Origin of the sequence: Streptomyces sp. NPDC002564, from assembly GCF_042889645.1 — a bacterium.
GTDB lineage: Bacteria > Actinomycetota > Actinomycetes > Streptomycetales > Streptomycetaceae > Streptomyces.
In genome coordinates this window covers 1201058-1219017 of the sequence record NZ_JBIARE010000002.1, presented here as the reverse complement: position 1 = coordinate 1219017, position 17960 = coordinate 1201058, and the positions used below count along the sequence as shown (strand labels likewise).

Annotated in this window: 18 protein-coding genes; 8 read left to right on the top strand and 10 right to left on the bottom strand. The window is 72.5% G+C overall.

What is annotated here, in order from left to right; translation table 11 throughout:
• Positions 1–36: 36 nt before the first annotated feature.
• A complete protein-coding gene (locus ACFYXE_RS11435; RefSeq protein ID WP_389311298.1) occupies positions 37–771 on the top strand; it encodes a hypothetical protein in 735 nt (244 codons plus the stop codon).
• Between the two features lie 152 nt (positions 772–923).
• On the opposite strand, the gene ACFYXE_RS11430 is transcribed toward ACFYXE_RS11435, so the two are convergent.
• Positions 924–1601 carry a DUF4232 domain-containing protein gene (locus ACFYXE_RS11430; protein WP_389311296.1) on the bottom strand — a complete coding sequence of 226 codons (678 nt, stop codon included), beginning with the start codon at positions 1599–1601 and terminating at the stop codon, positions 924–926.
• 270 nt (positions 1602–1871) lie between these two features.
• Here ACFYXE_RS11430 and ACFYXE_RS11425 point away from each other — a divergent pair, with 270 nt between their 5' ends.
• Positions 1872–2834, top strand: a complete 963-nt coding sequence (locus ACFYXE_RS11425; protein ID WP_389311294.1) for a hypothetical protein — start codon at positions 1872–1874, stop codon at positions 2832–2834.
• Between the two features lie 54 nt (positions 2835–2888).
• On the opposite strand, the gene ACFYXE_RS11420 is transcribed toward ACFYXE_RS11425, so the two are convergent.
• Positions 2889–3452, bottom strand: coding sequence for a TetR/AcrR family transcriptional regulator (locus tag ACFYXE_RS11420; protein WP_389311292.1), 564 nt, complete (start codon positions 3450–3452; stop codon positions 2889–2891).
• 122 nt (positions 3453–3574) lie between these two features.
• Between ACFYXE_RS11420 and ACFYXE_RS11415 the strand changes: the two genes are divergently transcribed.
• Positions 3575–4585, top strand: coding sequence for an NADP-dependent oxidoreductase (locus ACFYXE_RS11415; protein WP_389311290.1), 1011 nt, complete (start codon positions 3575–3577; stop codon positions 4583–4585).
• A gap of 352 nt (positions 4586–4937) precedes the next feature.
• On the top strand, positions 4938–6071 hold the full coding sequence (locus ACFYXE_RS11410) for a serine hydrolase domain-containing protein (protein ID WP_389311288.1): 1134 nt from the start codon (positions 4938–4940) through the stop codon (positions 6069–6071).
• Here the strand turns inward: ACFYXE_RS11410 and ACFYXE_RS11405 are convergent.
• Complete coding sequence (locus ACFYXE_RS11405) at positions 6068–7273, bottom strand: DUF1152 domain-containing protein (protein WP_389311286.1); 1206 nt, start codon at positions 7271–7273, stop codon at positions 6068–6070. The two genes, ACFYXE_RS11410 and ACFYXE_RS11405, sit on opposite strands and share 4 nt — an antisense overlap.
• A gap of 244 nt (positions 7274–7517) precedes the next feature.
• Between ACFYXE_RS11405 and ACFYXE_RS11400 the strand changes: the two genes are divergently transcribed.
• On the top strand, positions 7518–8906 hold the full coding sequence (locus ACFYXE_RS11400) for an STM4012 family radical SAM protein (protein ID WP_389311284.1): 1389 nt from the start codon (positions 7518–7520) through the stop codon (positions 8904–8906).
• A 69-nt stretch (positions 8907–8975) separates the two neighbouring features.
• Here ACFYXE_RS11400 and ACFYXE_RS11395 read toward each other — a convergent pair whose 3' ends face one another.
• Positions 8976–9959, bottom strand: coding sequence for a DMT family transporter (locus ACFYXE_RS11395; protein WP_389311282.1), 984 nt, complete (start codon positions 9957–9959; stop codon positions 8976–8978).
• A gap of 351 nt (positions 9960–10310) precedes the next feature.
• Here ACFYXE_RS11395 and ACFYXE_RS11390 point away from each other — a divergent pair, with 351 nt between their 5' ends.
• The 3 genes from ACFYXE_RS11390 (at position 10311) to ACFYXE_RS11380 (ending at position 12217) form a co-directional block, all read left to right on the top strand.
• Positions 10311–11303: an aldo/keto reductase gene (locus tag ACFYXE_RS11390; protein WP_389311280.1), complete on the top strand. Its 993-nt coding sequence runs from the start codon at positions 10311–10313 to the stop codon at positions 11301–11303.
• Between the two features lie 128 nt (positions 11304–11431).
• On the top strand, positions 11432–11965 hold the full coding sequence (locus ACFYXE_RS11385; RefSeq protein ID WP_389311278.1) for an isochorismatase family protein: 534 nt from the start codon (positions 11432–11434) through the stop codon (positions 11963–11965).
• A 108-nt stretch (positions 11966–12073) separates the two neighbouring features.
• Entirely contained in the window at positions 12074–12217 is a 144-nt protein-coding gene (locus tag ACFYXE_RS11380) for a hypothetical protein (RefSeq protein ID WP_389311276.1), read from the top strand.
• A 58-nt stretch (positions 12218–12275) separates the two neighbouring features.
• Here ACFYXE_RS11380 and ACFYXE_RS11375 read toward each other — a convergent pair whose 3' ends face one another.
• From ACFYXE_RS11375 to ACFYXE_RS11350, 6 genes are all read right to left on the bottom strand, one after another.
• On the bottom strand, positions 12276–13247 hold the full coding sequence (locus ACFYXE_RS11375) for a hypothetical protein (protein ID WP_389311274.1): 972 nt from the start codon (positions 13245–13247) through the stop codon (positions 12276–12278).
• Positions 13244–13852, bottom strand: a complete 609-nt coding sequence (locus ACFYXE_RS11370; RefSeq protein WP_389311272.1) for an RNA polymerase sigma factor — start codon at positions 13850–13852, stop codon at positions 13244–13246. The genes ACFYXE_RS11375 and ACFYXE_RS11370 overlap by 4 nt, the downstream gene beginning before the upstream one ends.
• A 364-nt stretch (positions 13853–14216) precedes the next feature.
• Positions 14217–15254: a sulfotransferase gene (locus ACFYXE_RS11365; protein WP_389311270.1), complete on the bottom strand. Its 1038-nt coding sequence runs from the start codon at positions 15252–15254 to the stop codon at positions 14217–14219.
• A 116-nt stretch (positions 15255–15370) separates the two neighbouring features.
• Positions 15371–16696, bottom strand: a complete 1326-nt coding sequence (locus ACFYXE_RS11360; protein ID WP_389311268.1) for an MFS transporter — start codon at positions 16694–16696, stop codon at positions 15371–15373.
• Positions 16693–17349, bottom strand: a complete 657-nt coding sequence (locus ACFYXE_RS11355; RefSeq protein ID WP_389311266.1) for an ArsR/SmtB family transcription factor — start codon at positions 17347–17349, stop codon at positions 16693–16695. Before ACFYXE_RS11355 ends, ACFYXE_RS11360 begins: the two co-directional genes overlap by 4 nt.
• Positions 17350–17466: 117 nt before the next feature.
• Positions 17467–17952, bottom strand: coding sequence for a carboxymuconolactone decarboxylase family protein (locus tag ACFYXE_RS11350; protein ID WP_389311264.1), 486 nt, complete (start codon positions 17950–17952; stop codon positions 17467–17469).
• Between the last annotated feature and the right edge of the window lie 8 nt (positions 17953–17960).

Genomic DNA, 17960 nt, shown 5'->3' with positions numbered 1-17960 from the left:
CTCAACTCCCCATCCGTCTCACTAATCTTCGTACGTATGACCGAACTTCAGACCCGCGACCGGGTCGTGCGTGATCTCGAGAGACCGCCGACCCGCCGCGTCTTATGGTGTGCCGCAGGCGGCACCGCGGCGCTGCTTCTCGCCGACCTCGGCACGCGCGCCTACAACCACTACGACCCCATACCGTCCGTCCGCCGGCTGGTGAACGTCGACGTCGAAGCCAATCTGGCGACCTGGTGGAACAGCGCGCTGCTGCTGGCCGTGGCGGGCGTGGCGCTGATCGCCGCACTGCTCAGCGGCCGCGGCTCGCGTCCCGGACGGCTCTCCTGGCTGGGCCTTGTCGGCGCGGCGGGACTGCTCAGCGTCGACGAGACGATCTCGTTGCACGAACGTCTCGGCCAGGTCGGTAAGTCGTGGAAGCAGTGGGCGGGGGGCTCATTGCCCACGCACGCCTGGGTGCTGCCCGGCGCGCTGCTCGCGGGGGCGGGCACCGTGTGCGCCGTGCTGTGGGCGCGCAGGCTTCCGCGCGACCTGCGGCGCGGATTGCTGGGCGCGCTGGCGGTGTATCTGAGCGGGGCGCTGCTGGCCGAGGCGTTCAACGGCTGGGCGCACGCCCACGGCCACAGCACGGTGCTCATGCTGGGCACGATCGTCGAGGAGGGGCTCGAGATGAGCGGCTGCCTCGTCGCCCTGGCCGCCCTCGGCCGGTACGTGGTGATGGAGAGGGACTACACCTCCGGGCGCATGGCACTGCGGCTGCGGGACGGCTAGGCCCGGGCCCGCCTCGGAGGTCGGCGCCGAAGACACCCCCTGTCGTGCGCTCCTCGCACGAACGGGTGTGGCCGGACCACCTCGACGGTCCGGCCACGCCCTCGGATGCTCGCGCGCACGAGGTGCACCGGGGTTCCGGCCCACGGCCTCTGCTACTTGGTCGTGTGCGTCGGGTAGACCTCGACGTCGGTGTAGGCGCCCTTGATCGCCCCCGCGGCCTCGGGCCAGTCCAGGGTCACGCTGTGGGTCTCGTTCGGAGGCGTCACGACGATCTCGGTCGGGGACGTGAGGCTGTCGCCACTGCCGTCGATGGTGTAGGCGAGGTCGAAGACCGCGGCGTCGCCGGGCTTCAGGGTGGTGACCCGCGGCTGGGCGTGGCCGCGCGCGATGGGGCTCGAGGTGTTGTCGGCGTCCTTGATGTCGACGCCCGCGAACCCGGTGGCGGAGCAGGTGGTCGAACCCCGGTTGACCATCGTGATGTTGATCCGGCCCGAGGTCTCGTCGGGCGCGGCGTTCACGGCGTCGATGGCGAGGTCCTTCGTCCTGCAGAAGGTGACCTTGGCGCCGGTCTTCGTCGCGCCGTTCACGGTCTGGGCCTTGGTGTCCTGCCCGGAACCCGACGCGCCGTCGCCGGCCTGCGCGTCGCCGGAACCCGGGCCACTCTCGGCCTGTGCCCCACCCTTCGAGGACGAGGAAGAGGACGAAGAGGCCCCGGAGCCGGCGCTCTTGGCGGACGAGTCCGTGCCGGAATCGCCGTTGCCACAGGCGGTGAGCGAGAGGGTGGCGGCGACCCCGACAGCGGCGAGAGCGGCGATGCGGGTGTGCTTCATGGTGTTCCCCCAGAAGGAGCTCGGTGCGTGCGGTCTGAATTATTTGTATCCCGCACCGAGTTACGGGCCGTTGCCCGCGAGGTCTTGGTTCTGTCACGAAGGCCGCTGCCTCGCGGTCGGCTTCAGCTCGTTCCGTGCCCCCTCTGGCCCGCACGGCGAGGACGTATTTGACTTGCTCGACGCCGACTTGCCGGACATCGACTTGCGGGACATCGACTTGCTCGACCATGACGCCGGTCGGCCGACGGCCGCCGAGGGAAGGACGTGGACGTGCGCGCACGGGGCATCAACTACGACACCGGGTTCCTCCCGGGCGCGGAGCTCTCCCGCAAGAGCTTCGCCCCGGAGGAGGTCCGGCAGGACATGGCCGTGATCTCCAGGGAGCTCCACTGTGACGCCGTGCGGATCTCCGGAGGCACACCCGAGCGGCTGAGCGTCGCCGCGCGGCACGCCGCCGACGCGGGCCTCGAGGTCTGGTTCGCCCCATTCCCCGTGGACCTCCCCGGTTTCCCCGTGGACCTCCCCGGCGACCAGCTCCTCCCCTTCTTCGCCGACTGCGCCGCCCGCGCGGAGGCCGTACGGGAGACCGGTGCGGACGTGGTGTTCGTCGCCGGGTGCGAGATCAGCGCGTTCTGCGGCGGCTTCCTCCCGGGCGACACCTACGGGGACCGCCTGCAAGCCATGACCGACGCCGACATGGAGTGGTGGTCCCGCCTCGGCCCGATGCAGGACCGCCTCAACGAGACCCTGTCCGGCATCGCCGGGACCGTCCGTGCGCACTTCGGCGGCCGGGTCACCTACGCCTCGGGGCCCTGGGAGTTCGTCGACTGGGGCGTGTTCGACCTGGTCGGCGTCGACGCGTACCGGGCCTCGTACAACGCCGACCACTTTCGCGGCGAGCTGCGCGGGCGCCTGGCCCACGGCAAGCCCGTCGCGGTGACCGAGTTCGGCACCGGCGCCTACCGGGGCGCGGCGGACCGTGGCGGCATGGCCTGGCAGGTTCCGCGCGGTGCGGTCCCGGACGAGGACGAGCAGTCGCGGTACCTCACCGAGCTCCTGGACGTCTTCGAGGAGGAGGGCGTGGACACCGCGCTGTGGTTCACGTTCGCCGGGTACAGCAGGACGGGTCCGGCCGACCTCGGCTCCTACGGGGTCGTGCGGATGCTCGACGAGAGCCGCTGGGAGCCGAAGAAGGCCTTTCACACGATGGCGGCCAGGTATCGCCGCGCCTGAGGATCGGGCTCCCGCACGGTCGGTGGACCCGTCGCCGCGGGCGGGATGCCCGCCCTACGGCCGTCCGGCTGCCGGGCGCGTGAGGATCGCGTGGGCGACGACCTCGAAGAGGTGATCGGCGCGCGGCGCGAGGGACGGCTGGTCGCCGAGCCAGGCGAGCATGGCCACCAGGGCGAACAGATCGGCGCCGTCGAGGTCGCCGCGTGCCACGTCCGCCTCCTGGGCGCGGGTCAGCAGACGCGCCCCGGCGGCACGCAGCGTGACGCAGGAGGCGTGGAGGGCGGACTCGGGGTCCTCGATGGCCGCGGCCATCAGGGCGGTCACGCCCCGGTACTCCGTCGTCCACCCGACGCAGTCCCGCAGCCATGTGACGAGTGCTTCTTCGGGTGAGCTCGACGTCTCGAGCTCGGCCGCCCGGGCCGTCAGCTCGTCGAAGTTCGTGCGGAGCAGGGCGTCGAGGAGCGCTTCGCGGGTCGGGAAGTGGCGCAGCAGCGTCGCGAGTCCGACGTCCGCCTTGCGTGCGATGTCGCGCAGGGAGACGTCGACGCCCTGCTCGGTGATGGCGGTGCCCGCGACGGCGAGCAGGTGGTCGCGGTTCTTCCTGGCGTCGGCCCGCATGTGTGCCTCTCGTGCCCCTCTTGACTATCCGGATCAGTGGTCCATATATTCGGATCAGTGGTCCACTTATGTGGATCGCTGATCCGGATAAGCGTATCCCGCGACCCGTGCAGGAGAAAACGATGCCGACACAGACGATGAGGGCGGTCCGCCTCCACGAGCACGGCGGCCCTGAGGTCCTGCGGTACGAGGAGGTGCCGGTTCCCGAGCCGGGGCCGGGCGAAGTGCTGGTGCGCGTCCACGCGGCCGGCATCAATCCGCCGGACTGGTACGTGCGCGACGGCATGACCGACCTGCCGCCCGAGACGCGCCCCAGGTTCGAGCTCCCCGTGACCCCGGGGACGGACCTGTCGGGCGTCGTCGAGGCCGTGGCAGCCGACGTGGACGGCTTCCGGGTCGGCGACGAGGTCTTCGGCCTCCTCCGCTTCCCCAGCTTCGACGGCAGTACGTACGCCGAGTACGTGGCCGCACCCGCGGCGGACCTCGCGCTGAAGCCGAGCCGCATCGACCACGTACGGGCCGCCGGGGTCCCCATGGCCGCGCTCACCGCATGGCAGTTCCTGATCGAGCTCGGGCACGATCACCCCTCCCCCTTCCAGGAGGCACGGCACCGTCCCGTACCGCTCGACGCCGGCACGAAGGTGCTCATCAACGGCGCCGCCGGGGGCGTGGGGCACTTCGCGCTGCAGCTGGCGAAGTGGAAGGGCGCCCATGTCACCGCGGTGGCCTCCGGCGGACATGAGGCGTTCCTGCGCGAACTCGGCGCCGACGCGTTCATCGACTACACCAAGAACCGTCCCGAGGAGATCGCACGCGACCTCGATCTCGTCCTCGACACCGTCGGCGGCCCCGACAGCAGGCGATTCCTGCGCACGCTCAAGCGCGGCGGTTCCCACTTCCCGGTGTTCTTCGGCGCGTTCGACGAAGAGGAGAACGCGAAGCTGGGGGTCACGGTGACGGGCACGCAGGTCCGCTCCAACGGCGCGCAGCTCGCCGAGCTGGCACGCCTGCTCGACTCGGGCACGGTCCGCGTCGCCGTCGACAGCACCTTTCCGCTCGCGCAGGCCCGCGCCGCGCACGAGCGCGCCGCCCGGGGCCACATCCGCGGCAAGATCGTGCTCACGGTCGCCTGACGGCGGGCGGGTTCGGCGGGGCGGCCCCCGGGGCGCGGGCCGGCCCCCGACGAGGCCCTCGGAGGCCCCGCGATCGCCTGGGTCCTGCGGGCCGCACCGCTGTCGACCGGTCCCGGCGGGCGTACCGCCGTCGGCTCGCCGCGGCAGACGCACCGCGATCGGCTCGCCCCGGCAGGCGCACCGCTGCCGACTCGTCCCCGCAGGCGCACCGCTATCGGCTGGTTGGAGCACAGGCGCGCGCGGGTTCTCGACGGGCGGGTGAAGCTGGGGATCCCCTCGCGCTTCCCTCGCGCCCCTGCCCCAGGAGTACCCCGTGCCCGCTCCCCGCTGTCGTCCGAAGGTGCGTTATCCCGTGGTCGCTCTGCTGGTGGCCGCCTGCGTCGCCGGGCTGGTCGACGTGCCGGTCCAGGCGGCTGACGGCCCGGGGCCCGACGCGCGGGCGCTGCGGCGGCAGTTGCGGGAGCTGACGACGGCCCCGGGTGGCCCGCCCGGAGCGATCGCCGTCCTCAAGCGCGGGTCCCGTACCGAGGTCTACCGGGCCGGCGTCGCAGAGACCGGCTCCGGCCGCCCCGTCGAGGCGACCGACCACATGCGCATCGCCAGTACGGCCAAGGCGTACAGCGGCGCGGTCGCCCTGCGTCTCGTCGACCGCGGGGAACTGCGGCTCGGCGACACCCTCGGCAAGGTGCTGCCCCGACTGCCGCGCGCGTGGCACCGGGTCACGCTGCGTCAGCTCCTGAACCACACCAGCGGGCTGCCGGACTTCAGCGCCGACCCGAAGTTCCTGAAACTGGTGTCCGAGAACCCGCGCCGCCGCTTCGACTCCCGTCGGCTGCTGGACTTCGTGGCCGGGCGGCCGCTGGAGTTCCGGCCGGGCAGCCGCTACGTCTACTCCAACTCCGACAACATCGCCGTCGCCCTGATGGCGGAGGCGGCGACGGGCTGCCGGTACGAGGAGCTGCTCGCCCGGCTCGTGTACCGCCCGCTGGGGCTGCGCGAGACGAGCCTGCCGCAGGGTTACCGCATGCCCGAGCCGTACATGCACGGCTACGACGTCACCCCGCCGAACCCGCCCGAGGACGTCAGCGAGGTCCTCGGGACGTCCGGCGTGTGGGCTTCGGGCGGGATCATCTCGACCCCGAAGGACATGACGGCCTTCGTCCGCGGTTACGCGGGCGGCAGGCTGATCTCCGACCCGACCCGGCGTCAGCAGCTGAAATGGGTGGACGGCGCTTCCGAGCCCGCGGGCCCCGGGCGGAACAAGGCCGGCCTCGCCCTCTTCCGGTACACCACCCGCTGTGGTGTCGTGTACGGCCACACGGGCAACTTCCCCGGCTACACCCAGCTGATCGCCGCCACCCCGGACGGGGAGAGGTCGCTGACCGTCTCCCTCACCACCCAGATCAACAAGACGAACAAGCCGGAGCTGCTGGAGCGCGTGCGGTCCGTGGAGGAGAACTTCGTCTGCGCGCTGTTGCGCAGCTAGGGGGCTTGCGGCGTCAGCGGGCCCCGGGCAGATTCGGAGTCCGCGCCCGGTACGCACAACGGCCACAGGGGGCCGGTGTCGGCCGAAGTTTCGGCGGCCTCCTTGCTGACCCTTCTGGCGCGCAACTCCGTGAACTCCCGCTCTGACAGGGCCAGTTCCTCGCGAATGCGGCGGGTCGTCACGTACTGGATGCCGTCTCGGGCGGTCCGCGCCGACCAGGCGTCGAACCGGTCCGCCAGTGGCCGCGCGACGGACTGGGGCGGCCCGCTGGGGGCCTGTGCCGCCGTCGGTGCGTGGGGGCGTGCGCGCGGGTCCGTCCGGAGCGTGCCGTTGCGGGCACGTTCGCGTTCGCGGGCGATCTCCGAGAAACCGCAGACGCGTACGCTCGCCGCCTCCGCCCCGGCCAGCGTGGTGGTGTCGTGCAGGGCGCGGGCCAGGGGGTTGAGGGCCAGGGCCCGGGCGAGCGGCAGGGCGTGGACACGGGGGCTCGCGTCGGACAGGGTGACCGGCCGGGCGGCGTCGCGGATCCCGCACACGCCGCGCACGCCGTGGGCCGCGGCGGTCACCAGCGCGCTCGCCTCCGAGGGGTGCCAGTCGAAGACGTGCTCGACGGCGCGGGTGTGTTCGGCGGTCAGGGTGAGCGCCGGTGGGGCTCCGCCCAGGCGGCGCAGCACGTCCGCCTCGGGGATCTCGCAGTCCAGGCCCGGGCCGGCGACATGGACGGTGGCCGGAATTCCGGTACGCGCGCAGGCGGCCAGGACCAGGGCGTCTCCCAGCGGGCTGCGCAGGGTGGGTTCGGTCCCCTCGGCGAGGATGTCCCCGCCCACGTCGACGACGTCGATGCGGGCGGCGCCGCAGTGGGCGGCGGCCTCCGCGATCTGCGCGGCGAGGCCCTCCGCCCCGTCGTAGGGGTCGAGCACGCCGAGCCGGGGCGACAGGTCGGCCGCCAGACGGGGCAGCAGGGACCCGGCCGGGGCGACGGGGGCCGAGTCGGGGGTGAGCAGGCGCAGTCGGGGCCCGGCCGCGTCGGTGCCCGTGAAGTCCGAGGCGCGACGCGGCCCGGGGACGGGGTCGACGGTCAGCCGCTCCCAGGCGTAGGTGAGGACGAGGGCCGGCGCGTGCGGACCGTGCAGGGCGCCGTGGACCGCGGTGGTGGTGATGACGTCACCGCCACCACCCGCGGCTATCAAGAGGTTCGTCATGGCCCCACCCGTACCGCATCCGCCCGGACGTGATCCACGGAAAGTCGAAATCCGGACATGGCTCTTTTTGCCGCTCCTCGCGAAACACATGACGAGGAAGGGGGCAATGCGAGGAAGTGCCTATTCGGCGGCGTTCTGGGGCGTGAAATTCGGAGGTTAGCATCGTCGATCTGGAGGAGCGGCGTCCGTAGCGTTGCCGGTGGGCGCGATCGATCATTTCGTACCGAAAGGACGCTTCCGCTCCATGGCGACTACTGTTCCTCTTCCGTTAGTCTCTTCCGGTTCGTCCGAGCCGGAGACCCCCTACAAGCAGTACGTGTACGCCTATCCGCACCAGAAGTCCTACCGTCTCCAGGAGAACGGTCCTCTCCTCAGCGACCTGTGGTCGCGGGAGCGGCTGGACGCCCTCTCGCTGTACGTGCACATTCCGTTCTGCGAGATGCGCTGCGGATTCTGCAACCTCTTCACCCGGACCGGCGCCCCCGAGGACGTCACCCGGGCCTTCCTCGGCACGCTGGAGCGCCAGGCCCGGGTCACCCGGGAAGCGCTCGAAGCCAAGGGGGAGCCGCTGCGCTTCGCTCTCGCCGCGTTCGGCGGCGGGACGCCCACCTACCTGACGGCCGCCGAACTCACCCGCCTGTCCGACATCTGCGAGAACGTCATGGGCGCGGACCTCGCCGCCGTCCCGTGGTCCGTGGAGACCTCGCCGGCCACCGCGACCGCCGACCGGATCGCCGTGCTCAAGGAGCGTGGGGCCACCCGGCTGAGCATCGGGGTGCAGAGCTTCATCGACTCCGAAGCGCGGGCCGCCGTACGGCCGCAGAAGCGCTCGCAGGTCGAGCAGGCCCTGGCGCGGCTCAAGGACGCCGCGTTCCCGGTGCTCAACATCGACCTCATCTACGGCATCGACGGCCAGACCGAGGAGACCTTCCGTGTGTCGTTGGACGCGGCGCTCTCCTGGGAGCCGGAGGAGATCTACCTCTATCCGCTGTACGTACGCCCGTTGACCGGTCTCATGGCACGGCACGACAAGGACGGCCGGGTCTGGGACGAGCAGCGCCTGCGGCTGTACCGCTACGGCCGGGACCACCTGCTGTCGGCGGGGTACGAGCAGACCTCCATGCGGGTCTTCCGGCGCGTGGGGAGCGCCGCCGTGGAGAGCGCGGACGAGACCAGCATCAGCGAGTACAACCAGCAGGCCGGCATGGTCGGACTCGGGGTGGGGGCACGCTCGTTCACCACCGATCTGCACTACACCACCGACTACGCCGTCGCGGTGCCCGAGGTGCGCCGGATCATCGACGACTACATCGCCACCCCCACGGACCAGTTCCGCCGCGTCCAGTGGGCGTTCACCATGGACGACGACGAGCGGCGGCGCATGTACGTCCTTCAGGGACTGCTCGAATCCGGTGGGCTGCGGCGCGGCGACTACCGGAGCCGCTTCGGGAGTACCCCCGAGGGCGACTTCCCCGATCAGTTCGCGCTGCTCGCCGAGCGGGACTGGACGAAGGACGGCGAGCGTGACCTGCTGCGTCTGACGGGCGAGGGCATGGCGTGGGCCGATGCGATCGGGCCGATGTTCTTCTCCGCCCGGGTGAACGACGCGATGGCCTCGTACCAGGACCGGTGACACCGCCCGGTCGCTCCCGGGGCCGCTGACCCCGGACAGGCCCCGGGCGCCTGCCGGTCGGCGCGGGGCTCACCCGCCCTCGCGTCGGCCGGCCACCAGCGACCGGTCCGCGTCGCCGTCCCGGGCCCGGGAGTCCTCGGGGTCCGGCCCGCCCCGGTCCCGGGACGGCAGGGACGTCACGACCAGGCCGCCGAGCAGCAGCACCGCCCCGCAGGCGGCGAGCGCGCCGGGCCGCTCCCCCAGCAGGGCCACTCCCAGGGTTGCCGCCACGAGCGGTTCGATCAGGCTGAGCGTGCCTGCCGTGGCACCGCTGACCCGGGTCACGCCCTTGGTGAACAGCAGGTAGCCCAAGGCCGTGGTGCACAGGCCCAGATACCCCACCAGGAGAAGGCTCTCAGGCCGCGCGAAGCCCTCCGGCCGGGCGAACAGCCACGGGGAGACGACCAGACCGGCGCAGACCACGCTCACCGGTGCGGCCGCCGACGGGTCGGCGCCACGCGCCGCGATCCGGCCGGTCACCGCGATGTAGATGCCGAAACTCGCCCCGGCGACGCACCCCAGGGCCACGCCCAGGGCGTCGGCGCGGGCGCCCGCGCCGGGGACGAGCAACAGCACGAGGCCGCCGACCGCGCAGGCCGTTGCCATGACCCAGCGGACGCCGAGGCGGCTCTCGCCGAACCGGCGGGCGCAGAGCCCCGCCACGACGGGCACCGTGCCGAACGCGGCGGCGGTGGCCAGCGCCGACCCGCACCTGTCGACCGCGGCGAGGAAGCAGGCCTGGAAGCACGCCGTCACCGCGACGCTCACCGGCATCCACCCGCGCACGCCGGGCCGTGCCAGCGTCCGCAGCCCCGCACCGCGGAGCGTGACAAGGCCGAGGACGAAGCCGCCCACCAGCATGCGGCAGGCTCCCAGAGCCACCGGGTCCACCCCGGTGTCGGCCAGCAGTTGGGCGGGGCCGACCGTCCCCCAGAGCACGGCGGCCGCGCCGATCAGGCCGACCCCGCCGTACGACTCCCGCCTGGCTCCGCCCGATCCCGATGTGGTTCGCATGAGTGCTGCCTGCCCGTCCCCTCCGTGACCGCGGCGTCCGGCGCGTGCCTGCCGACGTCCGCGTTCCTGTCGACGTCCCCGGGCGACGCTAGCCCGCTCCCCGCCACGGAGCCCATCAGGAGATGCCACCAACTCCGGCACGAAAAGGGGCCCCTACTTCATGGCTTCGTACCGTTCGTGCCGAGGGCGGGAACGCTTGCCTGGAGTGCGCTCCAGGCTCGTAGCGTTGCGGGCATGCCTGCATCACCGGGTCTCGCCGGCGCCCCGGATGGCTGCCCGACTTCTGTACCGGCTCCCGGCTCGACACGAGGCGACGGGAGCCGGACGACCACCATGTCTGGAGCACTTCACATGAAACACCGCACGCTGGGGCAAGGCCTCGAAGTCTCGGCTCTCGGGCTCGGCTGCATGGGCATGAGTTTCTTCTACGGTCGGTCACAGGACACAGCCGAGATGACGAAGCTGCTGCGGGCGGCCGTCGACCACGGCGTGACCTTCTTCGACACGGCCGAGGTCTACGGCCCGTTCACCAACGAGGACCTGGTCGGGCAGGCGCTGGCACCGGTCCGCGACCAGGTGGTGATCGCCACCAAGTTCGGCATCAGGCACGGCGAGCACGGGCCGACCCCGATGTCGGGGGTCGACAGCAGGCCCGAGCAGATCCGCCGAGTGGCCGAGGCCTCGCTCAGGCGCCTTCGAACCGAGAGCATCGACCTGTTCTACCAACACCGTGTCGACCCCGACGTGCCCGTGGAAGACGTGGCCGGCACGGTCAAGGAGCTGATCGCCGAGGGCAAGGTGAAGCACTTCGGCCTGTCCGAGGCCGGTGCCGCGACGATTCGTCGCGCCCATGCCGTGCAGCCGGTGACGGCACTGCAGAGCGAGTACTCGCTCTGGATGCGCGAGCACGAGACGGACGTCATCCCGACCTTGGAGGAGCTGGGCATCGGTCTGGTGCCCTTCAGTCCGCTCGGCAAGGGATTCCTGACCGGCACGATCGATTCCAGCACCTCGCTGGCCGACGACGACCTCCGCCGTCTGCTTCCACGCTTCAGCCCTGAAGCGCGGCAAGCCAACCAGGTGCTGGTCGACCTGCTGCGGCAGATCGCCGACGACAAGGGAGCCACGCCGGCCCAGATCGCTCTCGCCTGGGTGCTGGCGCAGAAGCCGTGGTGCGTGCCGATCCCCGGCACCACCAAACCGCACCGTCTGGAAGAGAACCTGGGCGCACTCGACGTCGAGCTGACGACCGGCGACCTGCACCGGATCGAAGAGGCCGCGGCCGACATCCGGATCCAGGGCGACCGACTCCCTGAGCAGTGGCAGTCTCGGTTCGGCCGCTGAAAGCCTGCACGGGCAACTGACCGTCCAGTTGAGACCGTACGTCGAGGCCGACCAGCGCACGTACGAGGAGCGTCGTCATCCGCACGCGCCTGTTTCCGCGCCGCGGCCCGCCGCATAGGGTGCGCGCCATGACGATGACCTTGGACCCCGCCCACACCGCGCTCGTGCTCATCGACTTCATGCCGCGCATCATCAGCCTGCCTCTTGGCCCCCGCTCGGGCGACGACGCGCTTCGGGCCGCCCTGTCGCTGGCGGGGCGGTTCACCGCGGCCGGTGCCCCCGTCATCGCGGTGCGTGCGGACCGGCCCGGAGTCCCGGAGCAGCCCGCGGGAAGCGAACTGCACCCGGACGTCGCCTCCGTCGCCGACCGCGTGGTGGAGAAGCAGACGGTGGGCGCTTTCCACAGGACCGGCTTGGACGCGTTGCTGCGCGAGTACGACGTCACCACGCTCGTCTTCGGCGGGATCGCCACGAACATGGGAGTGGAGTCGACAGCGCGGACTGCGGACGACTTGGGCTACACGCTGGTGTTCGCCGAGGACGCCATGAGTGCCTTGACCGCACGGGAGCACGATGCGGCGATCACACTCGACCTTCCACGGTTCGGCACCGTCGTGGCCGCCGGGGAACTGAGCATCTCCCCTGCGCCGCGCGCCCTTTGATGCTTGTCGAGGAGCGTCGTACCCACCACCGCCCGTAGGAAAGTCGCGCGTGCACACCGCAGGACGCTCCGGCGGTCGTCATCCTGCCTTGAACAGTTTGGAGTCAACGTGGCCGTGTGGGAGATGATCGGACTGGCGCGCGAGCACGAGCCGCCGCCGGTGGTCGGCGACCTCCATGAGCGTCTGAACATCTACCACAAGCGGGCCCGGGAGGACCTGGGCATCAGAACGGGTGCGCGGCAAGTCGGCTGAACCCGACGCCAGGTCAGGCTGACTGACCCGACGTCAGGTCCCGTCGACCGACCCGACGTCAAGTCCGGTCGACGTGGTCCGCCGGGCCCACCTCCAGCCAGGTGTAGCGGTCGGCGGGCGTCGTCCGGCCGAGGAGCTTGTGGGTCGTCTCCAGGAGCAGCCCCGTGCCGGGATCGACGACGTACCGGTCCTTCGCCCGGTTCGTGACGGCCTTGCCGGAGCCCGTGCTGTACGACGACTTCCGGGTGATCTCGACGGCGACTCCGGCCCGGCCCCTGCTGTCGCGCACGTCTCCGACGAGGTGCACGCCGGGGGTGTCCGCGAGGATCCGGAAGAGCGTCGCCCGCAGTTCCGGGCCCGCCGGCGAGTCCTCCAGGAGGAGCGCCACCTGCTGGAAGCGTGCGGTGGCGTCCGCGGGGAAGAGCGCGGTGAGCGCCTTCTGGGCGGTCGGCAGCTCGCCGAGCGCAGGCCAGGTGAGCCACCGCTCGCCGACCGGCCACCGCTTGACCTTGCCCTTCTTCCCTGCGGGGGGTGTGTGGACCGTGCCGTCCGGATCCACGGACCAGATGCGGCCCGCGCGGTCGAAGTAGGTGGTGTCCGTGCGCCGGCCGTCGTCCTGGTTGGCCGTCTCGACGCGTACCTTCCAGTACGGCGCGCGCGTCGCGGGCGCCGCCGCGGCCACCTCCGCCACCCCGTCGAGGAACTGACTCGCCGAGGCCGTCGCCGTCGGCTCGCCGCCGAGGTCGAGGACGGGGTACGTCACGGCTCCCGCCGCGATGGCGGTCACCGCGGCGGCGGCGACGAGGAGCCTGCGCGGGCGGCCGCGGGGCCGTTGGCGGCGGGGCGACGGAAGGGGGCGGACCGTCTCCGGTCGCGGGACCGGGATCCTCTCCGCGCGGGCGGAGCGGGCCACCGCCGCCTGCACGGCGGCCAGCACGTCGGGGGACGGCGGGGGCACGGTGCCCGCGGCGGTCAGTTCCGCGGCGCCGGGGAAGTCGAGCAGATCGCCGGGTTCGGTGCGTTCGGTCATGCCGGGTCTCCTGTCAGCTTGAGGGGGATGTCGGCGCGCAGCCGGTGCCGGGCGCGGTGAAGGCGTGAGCGGGCCGTGCCCGCCGGAATGCCGACCACGGCGGCGGCCTCGCCGGGCGTCAGCTGCTCCCAGGCGACGAGCAGCAACAACTCGCGCTCCTCTGCGGGGAGTTCCCTCAGCAGGGTGCGCAGCCGTGGTGCGACGGCCGCCGCGTCGAGCCGTGCGTCCACCGCCTCCCACGGATCGTCACGGCTGTCACCGGCCGGTCCGGGCCGCTGCCGGTCGATGCGCCGCCAGTGCGCGGACAGGACGTTCCTCGCCACGCCGAACAGCCAGGCACGCGCGGGTCCACGGCCCGCGTCGAAGCCGCGCCGGGTGGTGTAGGCCTGGAGCCAGGCCTCGGCCAGCAGATCGTCCGCCGCGTGGGGTGCGCGCCGGGCGAAGTAGCCGTGCAGCGCCGCCGAGTGGCGTCGGACGAGCGGTTCGAAGGCCGAGCCGTCCCGCGCGGCGCGGGCGAGCAGATCCTCGTCCGTGGCCGCGTCGTCGTCCGCGGCGGGGCCGTCCTGTCGTACGACCGGTGTCACGGGTTGTACGTCCGGTGTCACGGGCCCTCCCTCCTGACCGCCGGTCGGCGGTCTCACCCCCTACTTGGCGCCGACGGCCCGTGGCGTTCGCGGGCACGTGCTCATCCTCGCGAGGCGCGGTGGGTGCCCTCGCTCTCGGCGCACGGCGCGGCCCTCGCGCGGGCGCATAGGCGCACGGCGCGGCCCTCGCGCGGGCGCATAGGCGCACGGCGCGGCCCTCGCGCGGGCGCATAGTGGGAGGGTCGCTGCGCGCGGGCCCTTGCGCACGGCCGCTCCCCCGGCGGATGTTGGCGTCGCCCGTCTCCAACGGTCAGCCCGGCTGCGGCGGTTCAACCCAGCTCGGCCGGTTCAGTCCAGCTCCGGCGGTTCAGTCCAGCTCCAGCAGTCAGTCCCGCTTCCTCTTCTTCAGGGCGTCCGTTCCGGGGGCGCAGCTGGCCCGCAGTTCCTCGAATCCGGCGGCCGTCAGCTCCCGGCGGGCGGATCCGCGGCGGCCCCCGTCGAGCCGACGGCACGCCTCGTCCAGCCACCTCGGGCACGGCTCGACCCCGACGAACCCGGCGAGGCGGGCCAGTTCCTGACGGGGTGCGTCGAGCAGGTCCTCGTAGGCGAGGGTCATGCCCAGACCGGCGGGCAGATCCTGGAGGAACCGCGCGCCCTGGACCACGAGTTCGGACCACAGGGCGCCGAACCGCGGCGGGGGAAAGTCGCGGTCCGCCACGAGGGCGGGGTCGAAGCACTCGTCGAGCAGGGGTGCCAGGTCGGGCGGCAGCGCGCGCACCTGCTCCGCGGTCAGGTCGCCGAAGCTCCGCACACCGGTCCGCTCCGCGATCTCCCGTATCAGGGTGATCACGCGGTAGCCCGGATGCCGGCTCATGGACAGGGCACAGTCCGGCCCGTCCCGGAACAGGTGCACGAACCTCGCGTGCGGGAAGGTCGCCCGCAGCTTCACCGCCCACCCGGTCGAATAGCCGGAGCGCTCCACGACCGCGCGGCGGCCGAACCGCATGCCGAGCGTCTCGAAGAGCGCTTCGTGATGCTCGGCGGCGGTCCTTGCGGGCCAGCCGCCGACCGTCTCGCGCAGGGTGTCGAGCAGGCCGTCGGGGTCGTCGGTCAGGTGGGGCAGCACCATGAGGGAGAGCGCGGGGATGCCGGTGGTCTCCGCCGCGTACCGGCCCGGGCGGCGGGTGTAGAGGAACTCGGGCATGAGCACTCCGCTGCGGATCATGCTCGCGAAGTACGGGGTGGGCCGGTAGAGGGCCTGCCAGAAGTCGGCGCCCGAGACCTGCCCTTCAGGGAAGGCCGCGTCCCCGACCGAGGCCATGTACTCGTTGAGGCTGAGCACGTCGGGGTGCGTGTTGAGGATCTCGGAGAGGACGGTGGACCCGCTGCGGCCCGTACCGATGACGAAGGTCAGGCTGCGCACAGTCGCCCTCCCGGGGCGCGGGACGGATGTTCCGGGATGCATGGTGCACCTCAGCACAGTCCCGGCGAGGGCGCCAGGCGGTCGGCGCGATGCCGGACGCCGGTTGACGCCGCTCCTCAACTGCCTTGGGCCTCCAGGGTCCTGTCCGGGTCCGGCGCGCCGGTGGCCGCCGGTTCTCCGGTACGGATCCACAGCAGCGCACCGGCCGCGAGCACCGCCGACCCGAGCAGCCAGGGCAGCGGGCCGGACGGGAGGGCTCCGACGAGCAGACCGGTGAGGCCCGCGACCAGTTGCAGTGCGAGGGACTGGACGGAGAGGGCGGTGGCCCGCCCGGCCGGGGTCACTCTGCGGTGCAGCAGGTCGTTCTCGTTCGGGCCCGCCGCGCCGAGGCCCAGATAGACGAGCGCGAAGCCGACGGCGGCCAGGCCCAGCGGCAGGGCGCCGTGGAAGGTCGCCGTGGCCGCCAGCAGGAGCAGGCCGCACGCCCCCGCGCCGAGGCTGATCAGGACGGCGTGCGCCCCGCCCGCGACCCGCGCGGCGAGCGGCGCGAGATGGCTGCCGAGCGCCGAGCAGACGAATCCGGCGCAGGCGAGGCCCGCGAACAGCACGGCGCCCGTCTCCGCGTCGCCTGCGACCGCGGCCGCCCGGCCCGGCGAGAGCAGTTCGACCGTGGCGAGGGCGCCGCCGGCGGCCCCCGCGCTGAGCAGGATCCGGCGCACCAGGACGTCGTGCCCGCCGAGGCGGAGCCCGGACCGGACGGTCGCGGGCACGTCGCGCAGGACGGCGCGCAGGCCGGCGGGCGGCCTCGGCGGCTCGGGCAGGGCGGTCAGGACGTAGACCAGGAAGACGACGTCCACGACGGCCGCCAGGAGCACGGGGACGGAGAGCGGGAGCACCAGGTCCGAGGTGGCGCGGCTCAGCCGTGCGCCCGGGTCGGGGCCGAGTCCGAGCAGCCAGGGCAGCGCGCCGCCGACCAGCGTGCCGACGGCGAGCGCGGCCGAGGTGGCCGCGCTGCCGCGGGCCAGGCCGGTGCGCAGATCGGCGTCGGGCCCCGCGGCGGCCTGGACCGTGTCGACGTACCAGGCCTCGGCGGGCCCGCTGGACAGGGCGCGTCCGGCGCCCTTCACGGCCATGCCGAGCGCGAGGACCCAGGCGGTGGTGCCGAGGCTCACCATGGTGAACGCGGCCAGGTCGAGGAGGCCCGCGGTGACGAGGATCGCGCGGCGGCCGAGGACGTCGGACAGTCCCCCGGTGGGGAGTTCGAGCACCACGGCGGTCAGGGAGTGCGCGGCGAAGAAGCCCGCGATGGCGGCGAGGGTCATGCCGCGCTCGGTGAAGAGCAGCAGTTGCGGGGCGATCGCCAGGCCGAGCGGGAGCCAGAAGAGGACGGAGACGGTGACGTAACGGCGGCGCGCGGTGCGCAGGGCCACGGCCTCGGTCATGCCTCGCCCCCGGCATCCGGTTCGGTGCCGGGAGAGGGCGGGTCGGGGTGGGTCTGCTCCGCGGCGGCGGTGCGTGGCGCGAGGGGCAGGCCGGCGGTGAAGAGGACGACCTGTGCGGCGCGGGGATCGCCGTCGTCGCGGGCGGTCAGTTCGGCGAGCTTGTCCTCGAACATCTGCCACAGTTCGGTGAGCGACTCCGGGGTCAGCCGCGGCAGCAGGTCGCTGATGCCGGCCGGGTCCAGCCACTCCCGGCCAAGCCGCCCCTCGGCCAGGTCGGCCTCGTGGCGCAGCAGCGCCTCTTGGAGGTGCTCGATCTGGCGCCGGTGCATCGCGTTGACGAAGACGGTGCCGCCCTCCACGCCGTCCATCTCCCGGTTGCTCCAGGACGTCACCGCGTGGGCGGCACGCCAGCGGCGCTCCCGGCCGTCGCGCTGTTCCGCCTCGACGACGAAGGCGTACTTCGCCAGTACCCGCAGGTGGTAGCTGGTGGAGGCGGACGACTCCCCCGTCTTCGCCGCGAGTTCGCTCGCGGTGGCGGGGCCGTCCATCCGCAGCAGGCCGAGCAGCCGGATGCGCAAGGGGTGCGTGAGCGCCTTCAACGCCGTCGCGTCGCTCTCCGGGTCGAGGACCCGCTTCTTGTCTTCGCTGACCATGACGGGAGCGTAGAGCGGAACACGGGGTCCGCAAAAGAAGTTTTGCAAAACTATTTTGGGAAAGTTGGTGCCGGCCCGGGGCGGGCGCCCCGGGCCGGGCCGCGGTCCGCTCGCCGCTCAGCCCGTCACGGTCGCGAGGCGACCGGGCGTGTAGGAGCCGCCCCGGTTGTCGAGGATCACCCCGAGCCGGTTCGTCGCGTTGATCATGGCGATGAGGGAGACCAGCGCGACCGTCTGGTCGTCGTCGTAGTGCTCGCGCACCTGCGCCCAGGTCGCGTCGGACACGCCTCCATGGGCGTCGACGATGCGGGTGCCCTCCTCGGTGAGCGCCAGGGCGGCCCGCTCGGCCTCGGTGAACACCGTGGAGTGGCGCCACGTCGCGACCAGGTGGAGCCGGGCCGAGGTCTCCCCCGCGGCCTCCGCGTCCTTGGCGTGGATGTCGGCGCAGAATCCGCAGCCGTTGAGCTGACTGGCGCGCAACTGCACCAGTTCCTGGGTGGCCCCGGGCAGCGGCGACTCCTGGATGACCTGGCTGACGGCGTAGATCCGCTTGCCGATCCTCGCGCCGATCTCGTGGTCGAACAGGTTCATGCGGGGTTCCATGTCTCTTC